Origin of the sequence: Bartonella chomelii, from assembly GCF_014138465.1 — a bacterium.
In the GTDB taxonomy this organism is placed as follows: Bacteria; Pseudomonadota; Alphaproteobacteria; order Rhizobiales; family Rhizobiaceae; genus Bartonella; species Bartonella schoenbuchensis.
The window spans coordinates 115,900-139,555 of sequence record NZ_JACJIR010000003.1 but is presented as its reverse complement, the minus strand read 5'-3'; the positions used below and the strand labels follow the sequence as shown (position 1 = coordinate 139,555).

Annotated in this window: 22 protein-coding genes; 7 read left to right on the top strand and 15 right to left on the bottom strand. The window is 37.5% G+C overall.

Going from position 1 to position 23,656, the window contains the following annotated elements; translation table 11 throughout:
• Nucleotides 1-208: 208 nt before the first annotated feature.
• Nucleotides 209-760, top strand: a complete 552-nt coding sequence (locus tag GGR10_RS04910) for a GNAT family N-acetyltransferase (RefSeq protein WP_210268795.1) — start codon at nt 209-211, stop codon at nt 758-760.
• 65 nt (nt 761-825) lie between these two features.
• Here GGR10_RS04910 and GGR10_RS04905 read toward each other — a convergent pair whose 3' ends face one another.
• The 4 genes from GGR10_RS04905 to GGR10_RS04890 are packed head-to-tail and all read right to left on the bottom strand — an operon-like array spanning nt 826 to nt 7,662.
• Nucleotides 826-2,922, bottom strand: coding sequence for a hypothetical protein (locus GGR10_RS04905; protein ID WP_182480183.1), 2,097 nt, complete (start codon nt 2,920-2,922; stop codon nt 826-828).
• Nucleotides 2,919-5,723, bottom strand: a complete 2,805-nt coding sequence (locus GGR10_RS04900; protein WP_182480182.1) for a DUF4159 domain-containing protein — start codon at nt 5,721-5,723, stop codon at nt 2,919-2,921. The genes GGR10_RS04905 and GGR10_RS04900 overlap by 4 nt, the downstream gene beginning before the upstream one ends.
• Entirely contained in the window at nt 5,720-6,631 is a 912-nt protein-coding gene (locus GGR10_RS04895; RefSeq protein ID WP_182480181.1) for a DUF58 domain-containing protein, read from the bottom strand. The genes GGR10_RS04900 and GGR10_RS04895 overlap by 4 nt, the downstream gene beginning before the upstream one ends.
• Nucleotides 6,631-7,662, bottom strand: a complete 1,032-nt coding sequence (locus GGR10_RS04890) for an AAA family ATPase (RefSeq protein ID WP_078689993.1) — start codon at nt 7,660-7,662, stop codon at nt 6,631-6,633. The genes GGR10_RS04895 and GGR10_RS04890 overlap by 1 nt, the downstream gene beginning before the upstream one ends.
• A 248-nt stretch (nt 7,663-7,910) precedes the next feature.
• Between GGR10_RS04890 and GGR10_RS04885 the strand changes: the two genes are divergently transcribed.
• On the top strand, nt 7,911-9,167 hold the full coding sequence (locus GGR10_RS04885; RefSeq protein ID WP_182480180.1) for a CCA tRNA nucleotidyltransferase: 1,257 nt from the start codon (nt 7,911-7,913) through the stop codon (nt 9,165-9,167).
• A 31-nt stretch (nt 9,168-9,198) separates the two neighbouring features.
• Here GGR10_RS04885 and GGR10_RS04880 read toward each other — a convergent pair whose 3' ends face one another.
• Nucleotides 9,199-9,675 carry a tRNA (cytidine(34)-2'-O)-methyltransferase gene (locus GGR10_RS04880; protein WP_182480179.1) on the bottom strand — a complete coding sequence of 159 codons (477 nt, stop codon included), beginning with the start codon at nt 9,673-9,675 and terminating at the stop codon, nt 9,199-9,201.
• Between the two features lie 592 nt (nt 9,676-10,267).
• Here GGR10_RS04880 and GGR10_RS04875 point away from each other — a divergent pair.
• Complete coding sequence (locus tag GGR10_RS04875; RefSeq protein WP_182480178.1) at nt 10,268-10,705, top strand: PRC-barrel domain-containing protein; 438 nt, start codon at nt 10,268-10,270, stop codon at nt 10,703-10,705.
• 135 nt (nt 10,706-10,840) lie between these two features.
• Here the strand turns inward: GGR10_RS04875 and ychF are convergent, their stop codons facing one another.
• Nucleotides 10,841-11,944: a redox-regulated ATPase YchF gene (gene ychF / locus GGR10_RS04870; RefSeq protein ID WP_182480177.1), complete on the bottom strand. Its 1,104-nt coding sequence runs from the start codon at nt 11,942-11,944 to the stop codon at nt 10,841-10,843.
• 311 nt (nt 11,945-12,255) lie between these two features.
• On the opposite strand from ychF, the gene GGR10_RS04865 reads away from it, so the two are divergent.
• Nucleotides 12,256-12,909, top strand: coding sequence for a L,D-transpeptidase (locus tag GGR10_RS04865; RefSeq protein WP_246316846.1), 654 nt, complete (start codon nt 12,256-12,258; stop codon nt 12,907-12,909).
• A 176-nt stretch (nt 12,910-13,085) separates the two neighbouring features.
• Here GGR10_RS04865 and pth read toward each other — a convergent pair whose 3' ends face one another.
• The 6 genes from pth to lgt form a co-directional block, all read right to left on the bottom strand.
• On the bottom strand, nt 13,086-13,673 hold the full coding sequence (pth, locus tag GGR10_RS04860; RefSeq protein ID WP_182480175.1) for an aminoacyl-tRNA hydrolase: 588 nt from the start codon (nt 13,671-13,673) through the stop codon (nt 13,086-13,088).
• Nucleotides 13,674-13,764: 91 nt separating this feature from the next.
• Nucleotides 13,765-14,379, bottom strand: a complete 615-nt coding sequence (locus GGR10_RS04855; protein ID WP_078689986.1) for a 50S ribosomal protein L25/general stress protein Ctc — start codon at nt 14,377-14,379, stop codon at nt 13,765-13,767.
• 317 nt (nt 14,380-14,696) lie between these two features.
• A complete protein-coding gene (locus GGR10_RS04850) occupies nt 14,697-15,629 on the bottom strand; it encodes a ribose-phosphate pyrophosphokinase (RefSeq protein ID WP_007476780.1) in 933 nt (310 codons plus the stop codon).
• A 293-nt stretch (nt 15,630-15,922) separates the two neighbouring features.
• Entirely contained in the window at nt 15,923-16,714 is a 792-nt protein-coding gene (gene pgeF, locus GGR10_RS04845) for a peptidoglycan editing factor PgeF (RefSeq protein WP_182480174.1), read from the bottom strand.
• A gap of 69 nt (nt 16,715-16,783) precedes the next feature.
• Nucleotides 16,784-17,872 carry a class I SAM-dependent methyltransferase gene (locus GGR10_RS04840; RefSeq protein WP_182480173.1) on the bottom strand — a complete coding sequence of 363 codons (1,089 nt, stop codon included), beginning with the start codon at nt 17,870-17,872 and terminating at the stop codon, nt 16,784-16,786.
• Complete coding sequence (lgt, locus tag GGR10_RS04835; RefSeq protein ID WP_182480172.1) at nt 17,872-18,729, bottom strand: prolipoprotein diacylglyceryl transferase; 858 nt, start codon at nt 18,727-18,729, stop codon at nt 17,872-17,874. The genes GGR10_RS04840 and lgt overlap by 1 nt, the downstream gene beginning before the upstream one ends.
• A 222-nt stretch (nt 18,730-18,951) precedes the next feature.
• Between lgt and GGR10_RS04830 the strand changes: the two genes are divergently transcribed.
• Together GGR10_RS04830 and GGR10_RS04825 are read left to right on the top strand one after the other, a co-directional pair.
• Nucleotides 18,952-19,191 (top strand): accessory factor UbiK family protein, encoded by a 240-nt coding sequence (locus GGR10_RS04830; RefSeq protein ID WP_182480171.1) that lies wholly within the window; start codon nt 18,952-18,954, stop codon nt 19,189-19,191.
• Between the two features lie 417 nt (nt 19,192-19,608).
• Nucleotides 19,609-20,109, top strand: coding sequence for a type III secretion system chaperone family protein (locus GGR10_RS04825; protein WP_182480222.1), 501 nt, complete (start codon nt 19,609-19,611; stop codon nt 20,107-20,109).
• A 58-nt stretch (nt 20,110-20,167) separates the two neighbouring features.
• On the opposite strand, the gene GGR10_RS04820 is transcribed toward GGR10_RS04825, so the two are convergent.
• Together GGR10_RS04820 and GGR10_RS04815 are read right to left on the bottom strand one after the other, a co-directional pair.
• Nucleotides 20,168-21,508, bottom strand: coding sequence for an ATP-binding protein (locus GGR10_RS04820; protein ID WP_182480170.1), 1,341 nt, complete (start codon nt 21,506-21,508; stop codon nt 20,168-20,170).
• 9 nt (nt 21,509-21,517) lie between these two features.
• Nucleotides 21,518-22,222, bottom strand: coding sequence for a response regulator (locus GGR10_RS04815; protein WP_182480169.1), 705 nt, complete (start codon nt 22,220-22,222; stop codon nt 21,518-21,520).
• Between the two features lie 143 nt (nt 22,223-22,365).
• On the opposite strand from GGR10_RS04815, the gene GGR10_RS04810 reads away from it, so the two are divergent.
• Nucleotides 22,366-23,010 (top strand): MBL fold metallo-hydrolase, encoded by a 645-nt coding sequence (locus tag GGR10_RS04810; RefSeq protein WP_182480168.1) that lies wholly within the window; start codon nt 22,366-22,368, stop codon nt 23,008-23,010.
• A 57-nt stretch (nt 23,011-23,067) separates the two neighbouring features.
• Here the strand turns inward: GGR10_RS04810 and GGR10_RS04805 are convergent, their stop codons facing one another.
• Nucleotides 23,068-23,643, bottom strand: a complete 576-nt coding sequence (locus GGR10_RS04805) for a BA14K family protein (protein WP_182480167.1) — start codon at nt 23,641-23,643, stop codon at nt 23,068-23,070.
• Between the last annotated feature and the right edge of the window lie 13 nt (nt 23,644-23,656).

Below are 23,656 nucleotides of genomic sequence, written 5' to 3'. Positions count from 1 at the left end.
GGAGCGGTAGAGGGGTATAAGGTAAGAACAGTTTGCTAGAAAGTTTTAAGAAAACTTTGCAAGCATTTACGGTTTTAGAAAAGAGTGCTAAAAGCAAGGTTTTTCAAATGGGGTGGGTAATGTGTGAAAAATAGTGATAATGAAACAAAATTTTTTAAACTGAAATAATTGACTTTTTGTTTGCATATTAATTTTTTAGGAACGATCTATGATAAACTCATCGTCTACTTCTCAATCTTGCGCTCCTTTTTCTGCAACTGATAATACGATAAGTTATTGGCCTGAAACAATTAATCATGATGCTCAAATTAATCAAATTAATCAAACAGTTTTTGGTCCGGGTCGTTTTGTGCGTGCAAGTTATTTACTGCGAGAAGATGGTAAGCATGATCGTCAGCTTTCTTTTGTTGCTTGTTTGGAAGACCATGTTATTGGTTCTGTGAGGATGACTCCTATATACATTGGTGTACAAACTGCTTATCTGCTAGGTCCTCTTGTTGTTCTGCCTGACCATAAAAATATTGGTGTAGGAAGCAAATTAGTACGTATGGCATTACAAGCGGCAGAAAATTGTAATGTTCCTTTAGTTATTTTAATTGGGGATAAGGATTACTATGGCCGTTTCAATTTTAAAAATGTACAACATAGGCAAATACAAATGCCTGCGCCAGTGGACCCCAAACGATTATTAGTCTTAGAATTAAAAGAAGATGCATTAAAAATAGCACATGGTAAAGTACGTTATCGTTCATGTAGCTAATATACATTTTTCCTGTAAAATAGATTTAAGTTATCTTAAAGCGATAAAAAAATCGCTTAGAATTTTTAGTGATTTTCACGATACCACATGCTGCTGAGTAGTAAAAAGCAGGTAATTAGAGCTAAAAATCCAGAAAAGATTGGAAAATATGAGGCATTAACCAAACGGGTTTCTGTTGCTTCTTTCAGAACAATTGATTGAGCACGAGGAGATATTGATTTTGTTTTCGTTTGAATCAATTTAATGGGGGGAAGGTGAATGCCATCTTTTTTCTCATGATGCAAACGTACTACATGACCACCAGTATGTTGGCTGATAGGGGCTAGTTTTTCTTCTGTTGAAATTAAATCAGAAAATTCAAGACTATCGAGTACACCTATAGAAGAAAGTACTGTTTGATCACCATTGTGGATGGTAAAGATTCCTGTTTCATCAGTATTTACAGTTCCTGTAAAAACACCTTCTTGTTCTTTTGTGAGAATGATCTTTTGTTTTTTGCCAGAAGGGAAGATTACTTCGGCTGGCTCTGGCTGCTCTTTAAGTGTTTGTCGACGAATTGTTAAATGATGATGATCATTTACAGCACTTAATCTTTCTTCTTCAAGTTCTGGTTCTTTCATGAGCCAATGAGCAATGCGGCGATAAAGAGCAGCGTAAGGCCCACCCCCTTCAAAACCTCGTGCCCACAGCCAACTTTCATCAGAAAGCAACATACCTACTCGACCTTTACCAGTATGTGAAAGAAGCAAAAGCGGTTGTTCATCAGCTCCTTTCATAATAGGAATACTTTTGTTTGTGTTTTGAATTGCAATTTGTCGTAGCCATCGCCCCCATTGAGAAGCTGGGTGGGTAGGGGTAGCAAGATCTCGCGTAACAGGGTGACGTTCACCTTCTTTGGTTAATGTAGGGCGGAAAGGTTTTTGAATAATAGCACCATTTGGTAATGCTGGTAGAACACTTATTAAAGGTGTTTTAGCAAGTGACTGTTCATTAGCAAATTCAGGCCCTGTTACTATGAGTAATGCACCACCTTTTTGTACATATTGAGCAATATAATCATAATAAATCAATGGCAACACATTGGAATGTTGGAAGCCGTCAAGAATGATAAGATCAAAATTATTGATTTCTTCAACAAATAACTGGGTTGTAGGAAAAACAACAAGTGACAATTGGCTCAAAGGTGTATTGTCTGCTTTTTCAGGTGGACGCAAAATAGTAAAATGAACAAGATCAATATTGGAATCACTTTTTAAAAGATCACGCCATGTACGTTCACCATTGTAAGGTGCACCTGAGATGAGAAGAACACGCAAATTTTCTCTAATTCCTTCAATAACAGCAATGGCGCGATTATTATCGAAGCTTAATTCACCTTCATAAGTATCAGTTGTAGCTTGAATGATATTTTTTTCAGCATGAGGAAGAGTGATTTCAGTTTGAAAAATAATACCAGGGGTTACAGAATAATGGCCAACTTCTTGACCGTTAACGCTTATAGAAATATTTGCTTGCGCTGGTATAGCTTCTTGAGGTTGGCCTTTATCTTCTACCAAAATGGAAAGTACTTGTGGTTTATTGATAAGAGCAAAGCGGGGAGGAGAAATAAATTTAATTTGACGGTCAAATTCATTGGCTCTCCCTGTTATAAGAGCATTAATTGGTGCACTATCATGAAGTTCTGATAATTTTGGAATATCATGCACTTGTCCATCTGTGATCAAAATTGTTCCTGCATAGCGAGATGGGGGTATATCAGCTATAGCTTGTGTTAGAGCATTAAATAAATTTGTTGATGGTGCATAATGGTTTTCAGAAAGTTTTCCAGCTTCAATAAAACGCAGCTCAAATTGTGGATAGCGGGATAGTTCATTTGTTAATTGTATGCGTGCTTTGTGACTATCGTCTGCACGTGTACCAAATGTTTGACTTTCGCTTTGATCAATTACAATACCCACAGTGCTTTTAACAGGTTGGCGCTCTTCTTTTATTATCATTGGATTAAGCAAAGCAAGAATAATTGAGCTCAATGCTATAAGACGCAACAAAGCTCCGGGGCGCTTCGTAATGAGGCCAATAATAATAAAAAAGGTGGGAAGTCCTCCTAAAAAAAGAAGCCAAGAGATGGGTAGAAGAGACTGAAAAGTGATCGATGGTATCATTGACTTTTTTTTCTGTTAAAGCTCTCTAACAATGCAGGAACATGAACCTGATCGGCTTTATAATTACCTGTGAGCATGTAGATGACAATATTCAGTCCTGCACGAAATGCCCATAGGCGTTGCATAGGGTCATTGGGGACAAGTGGGTATTTCCATGTACCTTTCTCATCTAGCGCCCAAGCACCAGCGAAGTTATTGGCAGTGATAAGAAGAGAACTAACATTATCGCCAGTAGCAATAGAGTTTTTATTTTTTTTATTTATTGATGATGCTTCAACCCATAAAGGTGAGCCACGATAGCGTCCAGGAAAATCAGGCATAATATAAAAAGAACGAGTAATAACATGATCAGCTGATGCTGGTTCAATGGCTGGGATATTCAATCCGCTTAAAATGGCACGCAATCTTTGTGTGGCTGGGGTAGCAGTTTCTTCAAGGTTCAGATTGGCGCTTATTTGATCACGGGTGTCAAATAAAACTGTACCACCATGTTTCATAAAAGCATTTATTTTTTCAAGGCTTTTTTGCGTTGGCATGGGGCCATCAGCGTCAATAGGCCAGTAAATGAGAGGATAGAAAGAAAGTTCATCTTTATCAAGATCAAGCGCTATAACAGAACCGGGTGAAAGCATTGTGCGCTCTGAGATAAATTGACTGAGTGCTTCCAAGCCACTTTTACTTGTTGTATCAATTTCATGATTATGAGTCACAACATAAGCAAGGTGGGTGGCACCAGCTGCTTGCACCATGATTTCGTCATGCTTTTCTAGGGTTTGTGCATGAGTGGTTGGTGGATAAGACAATAAGACGATAAAACTTGTTATCAAGGGAAGTAAGAGGAACATATTACTTCGTCGATTAAAAAGAAAAGCTTCTCCCATCCATAAAACTAAAAAACTATCTAGGGCTAAAAATAGGCTAGCCAGCCCTAAAAGTGGTCCAGCAAAATGTTTTTCTTGTGTATCATAAGATAATGGATCATTGCCTGAGGAGGCAGGTAATGGCGATTGTTTTATTAAACGTGATGAATGATTTAATAAATTCAATGCATAAAGATTATTTTTAGAACCGTAAAATCCAGGTGGGGTATCATAGGATGGAAGAGGTGGTTTTTGTACATTAATAACAAGTGGTGCAATATGAAGGGAGGGTATCTGTAATTGACCATCAGCATTTAATGTTCGCCAAGGGCTTTGTGTCGTTGTTGTCTGTGTTTGTATAGGGGTTTCCTGGTCATGTACACGAAGCGTGGTAAGCTTTTGTAACATTTGCGCAAAAAATCCAGAAAGCGGAAGATTTGACCATGTAGGATCAGGCGCAATGTGGACAAAAATGAGTATGCCTTTTCCATAGTTAGTAGCTGTGAGAAGGGGGGTGCCATCAGCAAGACTAAGCCACGTTTTTTCAAAAAGATCTGAGCTTGGTTCTGCTAAGATTTGACGTGAAACAGTAACTTCTTCTGGAAAAGGAAGGTCAAAGAAAAAGCTATTTTTTGCAAAAGGTGCTAATTTTTGTGGTTTAGCCCATGACATAGTGCTTCCAAGATAACGTTCACCAGAACGCAGTGGTACAGGTAGTAAACTGTCATATTGTTCTGTAGAACTCAAATTCTCCCCAGCAAAACGAATAAGCACTCCCCCTTTATTGACAAAATTAGATAGTTTTTTTTCTGCTGCTTTTGACATATGAGCAATGTCACCCATAATGAAAACAGACGGGTTTTGTTTGAGTAAGTGATCAATATCAACTGAAAGCTCTCCTCCGCCAGCTGTTATAATCTGTGCATGTTCCTGCAATGCTTTGATGACATAGTAAAGTGGAGACAATAAAGGCTGCACCATTTCATTAACGCTTGGTGATAAAAGAGCAACGCGACTTATTTGGTTACGGCTATCAATTAAAAAAGTTGCGGCAGCTTGAGCATGGTTATCAATTTTTATCCATGCAATATCATTGCGTAATTCAAGCGGTAAATTAAGGGGGACAAGAGCTGTTGTTTCTCCTTCATGAAAGTGTGCTGTAAAACGCCCAAGAAGCTGACTTTTTAAATCATAAAGGCTTAATGTCGTCGTAGACTTATCATGAGTGGCTGCGCGAATAACACGTGCTGCGATATTTCCATCATTATTGACTATACCTGTTATGCCGATCAAGTGAGAAATATCAGCTGAATACCATAAGAGTGTTTTAGGCTTTAATTGTTCAATGAAAGTGAAAACTTCTTTATCTTCGTTTGTTTGTAAGCCATCACTTAAGTAGGCAATATCAAGAGGTTTTTCGCCAGTTTTTTCAATAAGTTTTTTAAATGCTTGCAAGCGATTGACAGGCCAGGGTTGAGGTTGCAGATGTATTAAATGTTGTCTTACAACTTCTGCAGAAAAGGGGCCAATTTCTTGGGTGTTGTTTTCAGCTGTTGCAAGTAAATAAATGTCTTTTTTATGTTTTTCTGCTTGTACAAGTAAGGATTTTGCAACAATAATACGTTTTTTCCATTCTTCAGCGGAAGCCCATCCATTATCAATAATAAGTGCTAGCGGTTGAGATCCGGAAAAAATAACAGGATTTTGGTTCCATATAGGGCGCGCTAAGGCGATAGTAATTAATGCTATCATAAAGAGCCGTAGCAATAACAACCACCAAGGTGTATGGTTGGCTGTTTCTTGCTGATTAATTCGTTTAAGCAAGAAGCGTAAGGGAGGAAAAGGCTCTTTATGAGGCGTGGAAGGTGTTGTGCGCAACAACCACCAAATAACTGGTAGTGCCAAAAGTCCGAGCAAAACTAGGGGAGCTTCAAAACTCAAATTGCCCTCCCTGTATGAGGTGAAGAGGCATTCATTCTCTTTGTAAGTTGCAAGATGGTTTCTTTTAAAGGTCGGTCAGTTGTGCTCACATGGTAACTCCATCCTTGGTGTGAACAGAAATTTATTAATTCTTCCCGTCTTTCTTGGTAGAGTTTGCAATAATGTTTGCGGAGGTTTTCTGCTTTTCCTAAGAGAAGCTTTTGTTTGGTTTCAGGATCAAAAAACTCTGTACGTCCTTTATAAGGAAAGCTCTCTTCTGCAGGGTCGGCAATTTCAATTAGATGTGCATTGACCTGTTTTGCTACCAAAATTTTTAAATGTTGAATGATTTGTTCAGGCTGATCAAGAAAATCACTAATTATTATGACTTGTGAAAAGCGGGTAATAGCCGAGAAATCTGGAAATGAATTTTCAGTTTGGTGATTTGTTAAAGCTATTGCCATGCGTTCTGCTATATTAGATGTCATAGTGGGAGTCATTAAATTAGGAATAGCAATATATTGACCATCTCGTGCAAGAAGTGTCGCCAGTGCAAGGGAAAGAATAATGGCATGATTACCTTTAGAGATTTTGGAAAAGCGTGAGCAATAGTGCATGGAAGCACTTTGATCGGGCCAGATCCAAAATGTTTGGGCCGTTTCCCATTCGCGTTCACGTAAGTAAGTGTGTTCATCACGTGCAGAACGACGCCAATCAATATGTGTTGTAGATTCCCCTTCGACATATAGGCGAAATTGCCAAAAATTATCTCCATTGCCACGTTTACGTTGATTATGGCAGCCAGCCATTAGTGTATTAGCAATGAGGCGTGCTTGTAAAAGAAGATGGGGCATATTTCCTACGTCTTTATGCAGTTTTGCAATAAACGACAGTGGATTTTTCTTAGAGACTTTTTTTCCAATAGCCATTAAAGAGCATCTTTCACAAGCTTAGCGATAATATCTTTGGTGGTTATATTATCAGCACGTGCAGAGAAATTAAGTGCCATGCGGTGTTGTAATACGGGATAAGCTAACGCTTTAACGTCATCAAGTGAGGGGGATAGACGCCCGTGATAAAGAGCCCGGGCGCGAGCACAAAGTGAAAGGGCCTGTGATGCCCGAGGGCCAGGTCCCCAAGCAATATAAGTATTTGCAAAGGAATTATCTTCATTTGGACGAGCCGAACGCACTAGTTTCAAAATGGCTTCAACAACATTTTCAGAAATAGGTATTTTGCGGACGATTGTTTGAATTTTTTGTAGTTTTTTGGTCGAGAGAACTGGTTTTACAGTTTGGCTTTTTTGACCTGTTGTTTCTAAAATAATACGCCGTTCTGTAGTAAGATCGGGATAATCAATATCAATTTGCATCAAAAAGCGATCAAGTTGTGCTTCAGGAAGTGGATAGGTTCCTTCTTGTTCGAGCGGATTTTGTGTTGCAAATACATGAAAAGGTTTTGGCAAATCATAACGAGTGCCGGCAATAGTTACATGATATTCTTGCATGGCTTGCAAAAGAGCTGATTGAGTGCGCGGTGAAGCACGGTTAATTTCATCTGCCATAAGAAGTTGGGCAAAAACAGGGCCTTGGATGTAACGGAAGAAGCGTTTACCATTTTTATCCAAGTCCATAATTTCAGAACCGATAATATCTGATGGCATTAGATCTGGTGTAAATTGGATGCGCTTTCCATCAAGCCCTAAAACAAGGCTTAATGTCTCAACAAGACGTGTTTTAGCAAGCCCTGGAACACCAACAAGAAGGGCGTGCCCCCCGGCCAAAATGGCCGTTAAGGTATATTCAATCACGTGGCTTTGACCAAAAATAACTTTGTCGATTGCTTTTTGCAGAGTAGCTAATTCTTTATACGCTGCATCAATATCATCAACGATCGATTGGCTATCTTTATTTATACTAGTCTTTTTGATGGTATTAGATAACGTATCATCTTGACTCATATTGTTTCCTTAAAACAGTTGTCGCAAAGTAATAATTTCTTTTATACGATAATAAATATTTATAATTTGTAGCAGAAAATGAAGAAAAAAGAAGCATGATAAGCTGTTTTTTTAATTCGTGCACAGATGGAGAAGTGCATTAATGAGGCAGGAATTATAACTTATGAGAAATGTATTACAAATTATCATTGCAATAAGACTACCTAAGTGGAGGGAAACATTAAGAATTTGTTCAAAAGGTTGAATGGATGAGCATACCACAAAATTTCAAAAAAGTTGACTGGTTGCAACACAGCCATATTCAAACACTTCTTCGTATTTTATCGTTGAATGGTGAAGAAGCACGTATTGTTGGTGGTGCAGTACGTAATCAGCTTTTAAATCAACCCATTAGCGATATTGATATTGCTACGACCTGTTTGCCACAGCAGGTTATAAAGCGCGTAGAAAAGGAAGGATTTAAAGCTATTCCTACAGGTGTTGACTTTGGTACAGTGACAGTTGTTATAGAGTCATGTTGCTATGAGGTTACAACTCTTCGCTCTGACATTGAAACAGATGGTCGCTATGCAAAAGTTGCTTTTTGTCGAGATTGGAAAAAGGACGCTCAGCGACGGGATTTCACTATCAATGCACTTTATTGTGATGCATCTGGTCAGCTTTATGATGAAGTGGGAGGTTTGAACGATATTGAAAGCAAAACGATACGTTTTATAGGTGTCGCGAAGGATCGTATTTGTGAAGATTATTTACGTATTTTACGTTTTTTTCGTTTTTTTGCTTGGTATGGGGGAGGGCGGCCTGATGCGCAAGGGTTGAAAGCATGCATTTATTTAAAACAAGGTCTGCACAAACTTTCACCTGAACGTGTTTGGGGAGAGATGAAAAAACTTCTTACTGCTTCAGATCCAACACGTGCTCTTTTATGGATGCGTCAAAGCGGTATTTTAACACTCATTTTACCTGAAACAGAAAAATGGGGTATTGATGCAATCCACCCACTTGTAAAAATAGAGCGTATCCTTGGTTGGAAAGCAGATCCATTGCTGCGGTTAGAAAGTTTACTACCTCCTGATCCTGTACGCCTTCACGATATGGCTCATCGTTTGCGTTTGTCTAATGAAGAGAAAAAGCGATTGAAAGAATGGGCAAAGTTGGGGGGTATCAATCTAAGCTGTTCAGATGTTTATGTGAAAGAATTGATTTATTTTCATGGTCGACAGCCCGTTTTAGATCAATTATCCTTATCCTTAGCATCTGTCTGTACTGGTATTTTAGATGAAGACGAAATTTTAGAAAAAGCAGAATATTATCTTCAACTTTATCACTTGGCTCAACAATGGCAGATTCCAACTTTTCCTATAAGTGGCAGAGATTTGATGAAAAAAGGTTTAATTCAGGGAGCACTTTTAGGTCAAAAGCTTAAAGAGCTAGAAAAAATCTGGGTTAAAAGCAGATTTTTAATGAACCGTAATGAGTTATTAGAAAAAATTGAGCAGGAATAACTAAGTTTTTTATGAGCAAATCTCTGCTTTTTTATGAGACATTTTCTATCTCATTGTAACCAATTTGGCGAAGAGCTTCACCGGTTGTTATGGCTACACTCATTGCGAGATTTAAAGAGCGTGCGTGTGGTTGCATAGGAATTGTTAATGTATGATCAACTGCTTCATAGACGTAGTTAGGAACACCTGCTGATTCACGGCCAAAAAGTAAAACATCGTTTTTTTGGTAGCGTATATCTGTATAACATGTTTTTGATTTTGTGCTCAAAAGCAAAAGACGGCGGTTAAAATGTCTCATAGTTTCAATAAAATGTTGCCAATCAATGTGACGTTCTAACAAGGCATGTTCAAGATAATCCATACCTGCTCGTTTAAGGTTACGATCTGATAAATTAAAGCCTGCTGGTTCAATAATATGTACGTGTACGCCAAGACAAGCACTAAGGCGTAAAATTGTTCCAGTATTACCAGCAATATCCGGTTGAAAAAGAGCGATGTGAAGTGGCATACGCTGTTCCATATGGTTTTACATATTTCTCTGTAGAAGATCTATACAACTCTTCATAGAAATATATTCATAGAAGCGTTGTTTTTTATATTTAATAACTGTTTGTTCTAAATTTTAGAGAGGGTTATTTACACGGGCTTTTATCTATATACAATAAATAGAGAGAGTGTGTGTATATTCTTAGTATATTCAATAAAATTTATGTTCCAAAGAATATAAGGTATTACGTATATCCAACTGATTGAAAATACATTTCCTTGATAAATGTTTGGGTATTTCTTTTTAAAGTAGAATTTTAGAAACAATGAAACATTATCATACATAATATCTCTATTTTAAAATTTGAGCTGATAATCCATACGTAAGATCTTCTTAAGATAACAAGTTCTCATATTATTTTACTTTTCAATATTTTAGGTGCTGTTTATCTTATAAAAGCTAAGTTTAGCATGATTGAGATAAAAATTTTCAAAAAGAAACCGCATAATTGAAGGAACACATAAAAATAGAACAAGCCAATCTTAAAGCCCATAGGGAACAAATCAAATTATCGTGCATTGAGAGCATGTAAAATAAAAATGGAGAATGTAAAATGAAAAAAATTGCTATCACTGCTCTTGCGTCAATTTTAATGGTTTCTAGTGCTTATGCCCAATTTTCATCGTCTTCTGAAAATGGAAAGATTTTGGCAGAAGGTATTGTACGAGTTAAGGCGGATATGGTTACAGGTTATGTTACGCCTTCAACAGCTAATTTTGTTGCTTCAAACTTTATTGGTGTGGATGTACACGATATAGAAGATGAAGAAATTGGTGAGGTAAAAGATATTATTTTACGTCAGAATAATATCGATGGGATTGTTATTAGCGTTGGCGGTTTTTTAGGTATGGGTGAGCATTATGTTATTGTTTCTCCAGAAAAAGTCCGGATGAAAGGTGATGATGGTAAGTGGAAGCTTATGGTCAATGTAACAAAGAATGCTTTGAAAGAAATGCCTGAATTTAAATATAAAGACTATTTGATACGCTAGTTTTTGTATTTCTGTCTTTGATGAATAAAACAGTCGCTCTTATAGTGCGGCTGTTTTTGTCAAATAGTACTCGTTGAGAATATGGAAACAGTTTTATGTAAAAAGTGTTTTAAGTTATTAAAGAGGTAATGATATTTAAGTATTGTGTTTAAACAACATAACATCACCATCTTGTACGATATATTCTTTACCTTCATCACGGGCTTTTCCTGCTTCTTTTGCTGCGTTTTCTCCACCTAAGGTAATATAATCTTCATAGCTAATAGTTTGTGCACGAATAAAGCCGCGTTCAAAGTCTGAATGAATGACACCCGCTGCTTGAGGTGCTTTGGTACCCCGGGTGATTGTCCAGGCTCGTGTTTCCTTAGGTCCACAAGTAAAATAAGTAATTAAATCAAGCAGGTGATAACCAGCGTGAATGAGTCGATTCAAACTAGGCTCAGATAATCCTAAGACTTGGAGATATTCTATAGCTTCTTCATCAGAAAGTTGAGCGATCTCAGCTTCAATGGAAACAGAAATAATAATACTTTGCGCGTTTTGCTCTGCAGCTATTTTCTCTACCGCTTTAGTAAAATCATTGCCATGAGCAATTTCATTTTCGCTGACATTGCAAACATAAAGGACAGGCTTTGAGGTTAAAAGATTCAAACCATGGAGAATACGTCGTTCATCAGAGGAAATATTTTTAAGTAATAACCGTACAGGATCTCCTTTTTGTAATAATTCTAACGCTGCTTCCATTGTAGGGAGGATTGCCAAAGCTTCTTTGTCTTTTCCGATTGCACGTTTACGGACTTGTATAATTCGCCGTTCAAGACTTTCAAGGTCTGAAAGCATGAGCTCTGTATCAACAGTTATAGCATCAGAAACGGGATCAATCCTTCCTTCTACATGGGTAATGTCTTCATTTTTAAAACACCGTAACACATGGATAATGGCATCGACTTCACGAATATTGGCTAAAAATTTATTGCCTAAACCTTCACCTTTTGAAGCTCCACGGACGAGTCCTGCAATATCGACAAAATTAATACGTGTAGGAATGATTTCTTTTGAACCAGCAATAGAGGCGATTTTTTCCATTCGTGGATCCGGCACAGCAACTTCACCGGTATTAGGCTCGATTGTACAAAAGGGATAGTTAGCTGCTTGCGCTGTAGCTGTTTTTGTTAACGCGTTAAAAAGGGTTGATTTACCGACATTAGGCAGCCCGACGATACCACATTTAAAACCCATAGGTTCTCTCTCTTAATTAGACTTTTGATTTATTTATAATGACTAAGATATACTTTATTGGCGTTTTTATAGCATGTTTGAAGAAGAGTTCTAGTCTTCAGCTTTTTGTGGTGATAAAAAAGATAAACTGAAATAATTATGATGATTTTAGCAAGTAATTGTCATTTTTTAATCGACAAATCCTAAACATTCCCTATTTTAATAATCATAAAATTATAGATTAACGTTAACAGTGTGCTAAGTTTTTTATAGTATAGAAAACTATAGAATCAAATAATTATATTAAATCAAATGATTGCGGAAATATGGAATTGTTGTCTCGTCGTGCTTTTTTAATGGCTGTTGCTCTGGTATTGGTTGGCTGTGCTACACATCAACCAAGTGAGTCTTTTGTTTCTTCTCAACAAGTTCGCTTCATTCCAGAAGAATTACGGGCTTTATATGGGCCTATAACGAATGAGCCTTATTCATTACCTGCAATTGATCTTGCGGAAATTGATCCAAAATTTTTGCGTAAACAAGTAGATTACGATACTTCTTATCCGGCTGGTACGTTGGTTGTAGATATTCAAGAGTGCTTTCTTTATCTTGTTGGTGAAAATGGAAAAGCTATGCGCTATGGCATTGGCGTTGGTAAAGAAGGTTTAGAATTTAAAGGTGAAGCAGTTGTACAATATAAACGTCGCTGGCCGTCTTGGGCTCCAACTGCGGCAATGATGGCTCGTGAACCAGAACGATACGGTCATTTGGGAAAAGGGATGCCGCCAGGGCCTGATAATCCATTAGGCGCACGGGCATTATATCTTTTTAAAAATGGTCAGGATACGCTTTTCCGGATTCATGGTTCATATGAAGAATGGTCAATTGGCCAGGCTATTTCAAGTGGGTGTATCCGTTTGCTCAATCAAGATATTATTGATCTTTATGACCGTGTTCCTAATGGTTCACGTGTGGTGGTTTTGTAACCATAATAAAATATAGTATAAATTTTCGTCACATGGCTTCTTGCAAATTCAAATGGCCATATAGGTTTGGGCAGTTTTATCTGATAAATATTTGATATTAACACTCTCCTTAGAGAGAGTGTATCATATGTAAAGGTTTTAAAAAATTATTCGTTATTGCATCTACTTAAAAGAGATTATGTTTTATCGCGAGTTTTTTCCTCCATTACCAATGAAATTTTGTTCATGAATTGATTAGCATCTCCCTTTATTAAAATAGCAATATTATCCGCGATTGTGTCTAATAAAGTAGGTAACCATTCTTGATCAGATTTTGTAAAGTTGCCTAAAACATGCTGATGAACCAATTCTTTGGAACCGGGATGTCCAATCCCCAAACGTACACGGCAGTAGTTATTACCGCAATGGCTATCGATAGATTTTATGCCGTTGTGTCCTCCACTTCCTCCTCCAATTTTTACGCGTACTTTCCCAGGAGGTAAATCTAGTTCATCATAAAAAACAATAAAATTATTTAATTCTAGTTTATAAAATCGCAAGGTTTGGCTGATGGCTTGACCAGATAAATTCATAAAAGTTTGAGGTTTAATAAGAAGAATTTTTTCACCATTTATAAGACCATTAGAAATTTCAGCTTGAAATTTTTTTGACCATGGAGAAAAAGAAAAGGACTTATGAATGGCATCAACAGCCATAAAACCAATATTATGGCGATTATTTTGGTAGGACAAACCAGGGTTGCCAAGACCAGCAATGAGCAACATATACGCTTTCAATAAAGTATAAATGATTAGCAAAACATTTCAAAATAGGTATAGGTGGGAAAACTCCCCACCTACTGAAATTTATAAGGTTTTAATTGTTTTCATCACTCTCTTGTTCTGAGTTATCGTTCACATTTGTACCAGCAGGAGCTGCGATGGTTGCAATGGTAAAGTCTCGATCCTGAATAACCGGAGTTACACCTTTTGGTAATTGCACGGCTGAGATATGGATAGAGTCACCAATAGAATAACTAGAAAGATCAATGTTAATTGCTTCAGGAATAGCATTTGCTGGTGCAGTACATTCAATTTCATGGCGAACAATATTTAAAACACCACCTCGTTTAATACCTGGTGCTGTATCTTCATTGAGGAAATGTACAGGAATGTTCACATGCACAACTGATTTCTCTGAAACACGTAAAAAATCTACGTGCAGAGGAAAATCACGGACAGGATCAAGTTGATAATCCTTTGGTAGAACTTGAATTCTTTTTTTATCAACTTCAATGGTAGCAACAGTAGTACGAAAACCACCTGCATGAATTTTGTAGAAAATTTCCTTATAAGAAACTGCAATTGCCAAAGGGGGCTGTTTGTCACCGTAGATGACTGCTGGAATAAGACCGTTGCGGCGAAGTTCACGGGAGGACCCCTTACCAACCCGCTCGCGTATTTCAGCCTTAAGAGTATAACTCTTGCTCATAGTTAAATCCTTCTTACATGATTGGAGATTCATCAAAAACAACTAGCAGTTTTTGCATGAATATGAAGATATGTACTGCAAAGCAGCAATTAGCTCCATTCTGCGTTGCCTCCAAGGGTGTCTACGCAGAAGCTTATTCTATAATTCAAACCCTTTAGAGATGCAAGAGTTGTAGGAAAACCCATTTATCTAATTTTGGCTTTATTTGGAAAAGCGTGAATTTTGCATTATCCGTATTTATTTAATAGCAAACACTTCAGATATTTCCCGGTTTCAATTTTAAAAAACTGTCAGAAAATTTAAAACTAAGCACTATTTTAATCAAATAAGCTTGAAACAGACTGTTCTGCTGCTGTTCTTGCAATCGCTTCTCCTATTAAGTCGGCAATAGCCAAAACGCGTATATTATGTGCTTGTTCAATTTTTGTTGTTGGCATAATCGAATCAGTAATGACCAATTCTTTCATTTCTGAGTTGGTAATGCGTTCAATAGCGTTTCCAGAAAGAACACCATGTGTAATATAAGCAGTAACACTATTTGCTCCATGCTTAAGAAGAGCGCTTGCTGCATTGCATAAAGTGCCACCTGAATCAACAATATCATCTAGTAGAAGGCAATCTTTTCCTGCTACATTTCCGATAATGTTCATTACTTCTGATTCACCTGGCCGTTCACGGCGTTTGTCAACAATAGCAAGTAAACTGTTTAAGCGCTTGGCTAAAGAGCGTGCACGTACCACACCACCGACATCGGGTGAAACAACAATAACATTTTCAAGAGAATAACGCGTTTTGACATCACGAGAAATAACGGGAACGGCATAGAGATTGTCAGTAGGAATATCAAAAAAACCTTGGATCTGTCCTGCATGAAGATCTAATGTTAAAACGCGATGAGCACCTGCTTGAGTAATCAGGTTGGCAACAAGTTTTGCAGAAATAGGGGTGCGTGGTCCAGGTTTACGGTCTTGGCGAGCATATCCAAAATAGGGTATAACAGCTGTAATACGACGTGCTGAAGAACGATGCAGGGCATCAATCATGATGAGTAATTCCATCAAATGATCATTGGCCGGATAAGAGGTTGATTGCAGAACAAATACATCTTCTCCGCGCACATTTTCATGCAATTCTACAAAAATCTCTTGATCAGCAAAACGCTTGACGGTTGCTTCACCTAGGGAGATGTTTAAATAATTTGCAATATTTTTCGCAAGATGTGGGTTAGAATTGCCACAGAAAAGTTTCATGATAGAACCCCTGAATAATCATGATAGAATCTGATACAACTTTTAACTTTTTATTATCAGATTGCAAAGGAACAATTACAAAAACATTATAATTTTATCTAGCATGGGTTAAAAGAATTATTTTGCTATTAGTTATGACAAATCAAGTATTCATAAACAAGATTTTAAATTATCATAATTTATGAATTTATAAGTTATTTCATTAAACAAACAAAACATGATCGAGCGTACCTTTTTTCATTTGGATAAGAAATTTTATTTTGTAGTTATGATATGTTTTTAAGGTAAAAAACTTATTTTTCATTTTCTAGCATGATAGCAGAAATCTGTCGCCCGTAATCAGATTCATTACGATGTGTTGCACGACGGTAGGAAAAAAAGCGTTGCTCATCTTGATAAGTGCAAAGTTTTAGACAAGAAGCATTGAGGCCTGCTTGTTCTAATTGGTCGATAATGAATGTCCATAGATTAAAATGAAAATGGTTTTTTTTATCTGTTTTTAAAAAATATTTTTGAAATTGATTACTACGATTCATAAATTGGTTATAAAATTCATTTGTTACCTCATAATGACTGGGACCAATACAAGGTCCTAACACTGCTGTTATTGATTTTCGTTTGGCACCTTGTTCTTCCATAGCTAAAATTGTTTTTTCCAAAATTCCATTCAAGCTTCCTCGCCAACCAGCGTGCGCAGCACCGATAACACCTGCGTGCGGATCAGCAAAAAGAACTGGTCCACAATCGGCTGTAAGGATGCCGATTGCTAAACCTTTTGTAGTTGTAACAAGAGCGTCAGCTTTAGGACATTCACCGATAAAAGCTTGATCAATTACGGCTACGTCACAAGAATGTACTTGATTGACAGTGATCAAATTTTTTATCTCAACATCAAAATAATTCGCGATTAATGTGCGATTTTGCATAATATGTTTAGGGTAATCATTTGAACCTTGGCCGACATTAAGGCTATGATAAAGGTTTTGTGAAACTCCACCTTGACGCGTAAAAAAACCATGTTTTATCCCGTGTTTATGTAAAGCAAGAAGATCTTTTGCAAGGATAGGCTTAAGGACAGGCTTCATGAAAGCTCCACATAATTGTTTGAACAGGCAATGGTGTTCAAGACAGCAGTACTTGTCAATTCTTTGTCATTATTGGAAGTCAAAAAAGTTAGAGATAGTAGTAGATTGATCACTAACATGGAGAACTTTGAAAAGTTTACCCATTTGATCAGAGCCGACAAGCCGTTCGATATCTTGACGGATTTTGTTTTGGATCAAGGTATCTTTGTTAATGCTAAGCTGTTTTGCACGTTCAAGAATTCCCATTTTTACAAGAAAATCTCCTTGTTCTAGAATTTCAGCAAAACAACCTTCTTGAAGGGCTATTGTTTTTAAAGTGAAAAAATCAACATGTGATGTTAAATCATGTTCACCTGGGTTGGCAAAAACATCACGGAATTTATGTTTTGAAATAGCTTGCAATGTATCCCCAAATGCACAATCAGAAGCACCATAATCAATGAGCAAAGCAGATCCTTTATCTTGTATTAAGCGATTACTAATTTGTTGCATCAGTTGGTTACGTAAGGGAGCGTGTTCCCAAATTGTTCCGTTAGGCATTTGAGCACAATAGGCTGGTAAGTCATCAGAAGAAATTTTATGCGCTCCAGCTGTAAAGGTAAAATGACCATCTTGATCAAGTGTAATGCAACGCTCTCTCCATTCTCCGTTGAATTTGATATATTGGTGGATAGGAAGCGCATCAAAGAGCTCATTAGCAATGAGAAAGAGAGGTCCTGAAGGTATTTGATTAAAATGTTCAATAGTATGAATATGTTTTTGATAAGAGGAAAGACGCTTTTTTTGTTCTGTTGCAAGACGTTGGCTTATTTCAACAAGAAAAATTTCAGTAGCATTGAAGGCTGTTTTACATAATTTTTGAATAGTACGTAAAACATCATCCATAAGTGTTCCACGTCCTGGACCTATTTCAGCTAGAATGAAAGGATTGGGGCTGCCTTGAGCTTTCCAGCTTGCAAAAACCCAAATACCAATCATCTCTCCAAATAATTGACTTATTTCAGGTGCGGTAATGAAATCACCCGTAGATCCAAAAGGTTCTTGTGTTTGGTAATAGCCAAATTTTGGGTCTGTGAGGGCTAATGTCATATATTGGCTAACAGTTATTGGCCCATTGACAGCAATGATTTCTTTAATTTTTTCTTTTAGAGTGGTCATTATTTTGTAGAATGATTCCTGAAAGCTTGAAGAAGTGCATAAAAGCCAAAGAGAATCATAGGAAGAGATAGTGCCATTCCATAGGTAAATCCAGTGGAATAAAAGAGGGCAGAAAACCATTCTGGGTCTTCTTGAGGAACACGAAAAATTTCTGAAATGCTACGTGCTATTCCATAACCTAAAATAAATATTCCAGTTGCTGTTCCAGGGCGTTTTAATGCTTTAAAAGCAAAAACAGCAATAGCCAATATGATGAAAAGAAGAAGTCCTTCCATCAACGCTTCATAAAGTTGGCTTGGGTGGCGTGGTAGATATTGGGGATCATAGTTAAAGCAAATAGCCCAAGGAACGGTAGTAACATTACCCCATAATTCTTGGTTAATGAAGTTGCACACCCGCACAATGCCGATACCAACGGGGGCACCTGCGGCAATTGTATCAAACATTGCCCAAATGTTAATGCCATTTTTACGAGCAAACCACATCATTGCAATGGTGGTACCAATAAGGCCGCCATGAAAAGACATTCCTCCAGTCCACACTGCAATAATGGTGCTTGGATGGTTAAAATAATAAGCAGGATCCCACACAAGTACTTGTCCTAAACGACCACCAACAACAATACCTATGGTAGCCCAAATAACAAAATCACCTATTTTATGCTGATCCATGGGAGGTTGGTTTGCGTGCCACAAGAATTTTTTTGCCAATAATTTTTGCGCATACCACCAAGAAAAAAGAATGCCTACAACATAACCAAGCCCATACCAGTGTAGCGCTATGGGACCTAAATGGATAATAACAGGATCAAGAAAGGTAGGGAAATTAATAGCAGGACAAAAAGGAAAGTCGTTCATCAGGAAGCGTTTTTTACATTTATGAAATTATAGGTTGTTAAAACATGACAGATGAACACACGATGGTCAAGGCAAGAAGAGAATAGATTGCTATTGTTTATAGATGTAAGAGGAGGATAGAAAAATTACGATGGATTTTATAAAAGAAACAAATACAATATCTATATGTTATAAAATGCACTATAATGCACACATAATTGACTAAAATTAAGGAAAAATTTCATGCATGATGGATCCAACCGTATTCTTGATGAATTAGCAAAATTAATGACAGATGCAGCTGGTGCTGCGCAAGGTGTACGGCATGAAGCTGAAACAATTTTTCGTTCGCAAGCTGAGAAGATAGTCAATAAGCTTAATCTTGTTTCACGTGAGGAATTTGAAGTGGTTAAGGAAATGGTGCTTAAAGCGCGTGCAGAAAACGCTGATTTAGCAAAACGTCTTGATGATTTAGAAAAATAGAGTCCGTGACGGAAACTAAAATTAGTTTTAGTATAAAAATTGTATTCTCAAAAAAATAATCCCCAATTTTTCAACATTATGCACGAAGCTAAAAAATGCTTAATTCTGAATCTGTTAAGGAAAATCGTTAATTTATTGTTGGATTCGTTTTTTATAAAAAAGCATTTTTTTGAATCAGGGGGCTAGCACTATGAGATTGTATCAATACACTGAAATAGCTTGATGATTCGTTTTATCTTTATCAGGCTATTATATACCATGGGAAATATCACCTGTTGTATTTCTAGGTATCGTATATTGTCTACGTTTTACTGTGTATTTTGTTTGGTGTAAGGGCTTAATTGTAACAAATGTTATTACAATTGTAAGCATTTTGCGCTGTATTGATAACATTCTTGATTGTTTTGAGGGTTAATGATGAGGCTTGCCTTTAGCGCCGCACAAAGAGAAGAGCATCCAGTCGATTTTATTGAACAGATTGCCTATAGGTACGACTGGTCTTTTGAGCGGAATGCAGAAGATGAAATTAATGTTTGCGTAGAAGGAAAACGGGCTAATTATCGTCTTGCTTTTTCATGGATGGAAGAACAAGAAGCTCTTCATTTAGCTTGTGCATTTGATCTTTCTATTGAAAATACTCGAACGGAGGAAATGCACCGCTTATTATTAGCAATTAATGAAAAGTTGTTACTAGGGCATTTTGATTATTGGCAAGGAGACAATTCAGTTATTTATCGGCAAGGTCTTCTTTTAGCTGGTGGGGTGCATCCATCCCATGTACAAGTTGAAACATTGTTGGTCCATGCGCTTAAAGTTTGTGAAAGTCATTATACTGCTTTTCAAATGGTAGCTTGGATGGGTGAAAGTGCTTATAAAGCATTACAATATGCTTTATTTGAAACTGTAGGAAACGCTTAAAATCATTCAATAAATTTATTTTCTGATTAATTCTTGATCAAAGTTTTTTTGGTATATTTTATAGGGGAATGTCAATAATAGCGCGCAAGCCTCCTAATGGGCTGTCGTCTAATTGAATATTCCCCCCGTGGCTACGCGCAATATCTTGGGCAATGGCAAGACCAAGACCTGTTCCACTTGCATCTTGATTACGCGCTTTATCAAGTCTAAAAAATGGTTTAAATACTTCTGTACGCATGTTTTTATGAATGCCCGGTCCATTATCATCAATAATAATAATAAGCGATTCTTGTTGGGATGTAGCTGTTAATTTGATGGTGTTTGCATAATGAAATGCATTTGACACAAGGTTGCTAATCAAACGCGTAAAGGCATGAGGGCGTACTTGTATCTGTTTAGGGCCTTCAATTGTGTAAGAGAATTGACATTTATGAAGATGAGCTTCGGTAGAGAATTTTTGCATCAGGGCGTTTAAATCAAGAGAACTAACATTTTCACCGCTTTCTCCACGTGCAAAAGCAAGATAATCTTCTAACATATTTTGCATGTCGCTAACGTCTTGCTCGAGCGGGCTAATATCAAAGTCTGTACTTGCTAAAGCTAGTTGGAGCTTAAAACGTGTAAGAATGGTTCTTAAATCATGGCTTACACCTGAAAGCATCATGGTGCGTTGTTCAATTTGGCGCTCAATACGTTCACGCATGCGTAGAAAGGCGATACCAGCACGGCGCACTTCATCAGCTCCTTGTGGTTGAAAATCTTTTGGTAGGGGACGTCCCCGTCCAAAACTTTCAGCTGCTTCAGCAAGTTGTTGGATCGGTTTGATTTGATTGCGTAAGAAGTAAATGGCTATCAGTAATAAAACAAGAGCCGTTCCTACCATCCAGCTTAAGAAGATACCGGTATTGGAAGCATAAGCTTGACTACGCACAGCAAAAACGCGCAAAATACTGTTATCAAGACGGATACGGATTTCGACAAGATTAGAATCGCCTACTGTATCAATCCAGAAGGGGCGGTTAATTTGATGGGTAATTTCTTCACTAAGAAAATAGTCAAGAATTGCAAAAAATGGTTTAGGGCCAGGAGGGGGCAGGGGGTCAGGGGGTAAGATAGAAATATTTAATCCCATACGCTGCTGTGCAATGCGTTTGATATCTTCATAGTTATGTTGTTGCGGATATGTTTCAATTATATCAATAATGGCAGAGATATCGTGGACAATAGCAGTTGAAAGGCGCTCAGTTACCATTTGCCAGTGGCGTTCCATAAAGACATAGGCAATTACTGTTTGCAAGAGCACCATGGGAGCGATAATAATAATCAAAGAACGGGCATAAAGACGTTTAGGCATTTGCCTCGTTAACCACTGAGCAAATTGTCTTGCGAGTTTAATCATTACTTACGTCTATTCAATTGAGAGTTTATAACCGACCCCTCGCACAGTTTGAAGCCATATAGGGGTTGCCGGGTCTTTTTCGATTTTGCGACGTAAACGATTAATTTGTACGTCAATGGCACGTTCACTTATCTCGCTATCACCTGTTGCGAATTTATGACGTGGAATTGTATTACCTGCATGTTCTGCAAAAATAACCATCATTTCTTGTTCTTTATCTGTTAGTTTGATGACTTCTCCCCCTTTTTTCAGTTCACGTCGTGAAATTGAAAACATATAGGGCCCAAAAACAATTTGTTCGATTTTGGACTGGTTAGGTGAGAAACCGCGCCGTAAAATGGCGTTAATGCGAAGTAAAAGTTCACGAGGATTAAATGGCTTGGATAGATAATCATCTGCTCCTGCTTCTAACCCATGGATACGATTATCTGTTTCTGATAAAGCCGTTAACATTAAGATGGGGACATTTTTTGTTTGGCGTAATGAAAGGGTAAGATCAATGCCATTTTCACCAGGCATCATGACATCAACAATGAGAAGATCAAAATCTAGACTTGCGAGTTGACGACGGGCTTCATCAGCATTAGCGGAAACTGAAACACGAAATCCGTTTTTAATAAGAAATTGAGATAAAAGGCTACGAATACGCGTGTCATCATCAATAACCAGGAGATGAGGTGCATCATCACATAAAACGTGAACATGGTCGGTCATTATTTAAAACCTTGACGAAAATCCAGTTTCCAATAAGATCCAGTCTACATAAGTTGCATCAAGCTGTCGAGCTCGCAATTTTTGATTTTATAAATGTATGAAACTGTTATTTAATTGATAAATATTTCTTTAAAAGGGGTACTATGAGTAATCTGAGCGCACATATTATTCCAGTTACATCTTTCCAACAAAATTGTACTTTACTTTTTGATAGTAAAAGTAAAAAAGGGGTTTTAGTTGATCCAGGTGGTGACTGGCCTAAAATCCAAGCAGAAATTCAAGAGATAGGTGTTAGCGTTGAAGCTATTTGGATAACACATGGTCATGTTGATCATGTAGGAGCAGCGATGCAAGCTAAAGAGGAACTTAATGTTAAAATCATTGGTTCACATCGTGGTGATAAACCAATTATGGAAGACGTAATTGAAAGGGCAAAAGTCTATCGCATGGCTGATGTGCGTATTTGTGTGCCTGATCAATGGTTGGAAGATGGTGATAGCCTTGATTGTGCTGGACATGTATTTGATGTTTTGCATATCCCTGGTCACACCCCTGGACATGTTATTTATTTCAATAAAAAAGAGCGCGTGGCTTTAGTGGGTGATGTTCTCTTTCGTGGTTCTATTGGACGTACTGATTTCCCATTATCTTCTCACGAGGCATTGATGACATCCATTAAAGAAAAAGTTTTACCCTTAGGTGATGATGTCAGCTTTATTTCTGGTCATGGACCAGGAAGCACAATAGGTTATGAACGCCGTTTCAATTCTTTTCTTCAAGGAATTTAATGGTAAATATATGAAAAACCCCGCTTTTAAACGGGGTTTTTTCAGTATTACTTAAGGTTATTGTAATGGAGCATGACAGAAATGATCTAAACCGTCGTAACCACGAAAAGTACCTGTTCTAGGATTAAACGAGCGGTATTTTTTTGTGCAATATTGAAGCCATTGTGATGTCCATGGTTGTTGGTAGGCGGGGTGATAGGTTACTGGTGGATGCACTTGGTAAACTACTTGAGGTTGGGGTATTTCTTGATAGATCACCTGATTTTGAGGGTATGGGGCTTGATAGATAATTTGTGGCTGCGCAGGTTTCGTTAAAACATTGCCAAGAATTGCACCTGTAGCAAGGCCTAAAACACCTGCTGCTAAAGCATCATTTGTGTTATTAGGACGATTCACATGATATTGATGAACATGGTTTTGTGTAGTGTGTTCGTAATGATAAGAGTAACGTGTTGGGTTTTTATAATGAATATGCCGTTGCTCGCGATGATATTGAGTGTGGTGTTGAGGGATGCTGTTTACATTGTGCTGAATGTACACATAATCATTACGGGCAGATGCTGTGGTTAATGGTGTGGAGATGGTTGCAGTTGATATTGCTGATAATACTATTAATTTAGTCAATTTGTTCATAACATACTCCCTT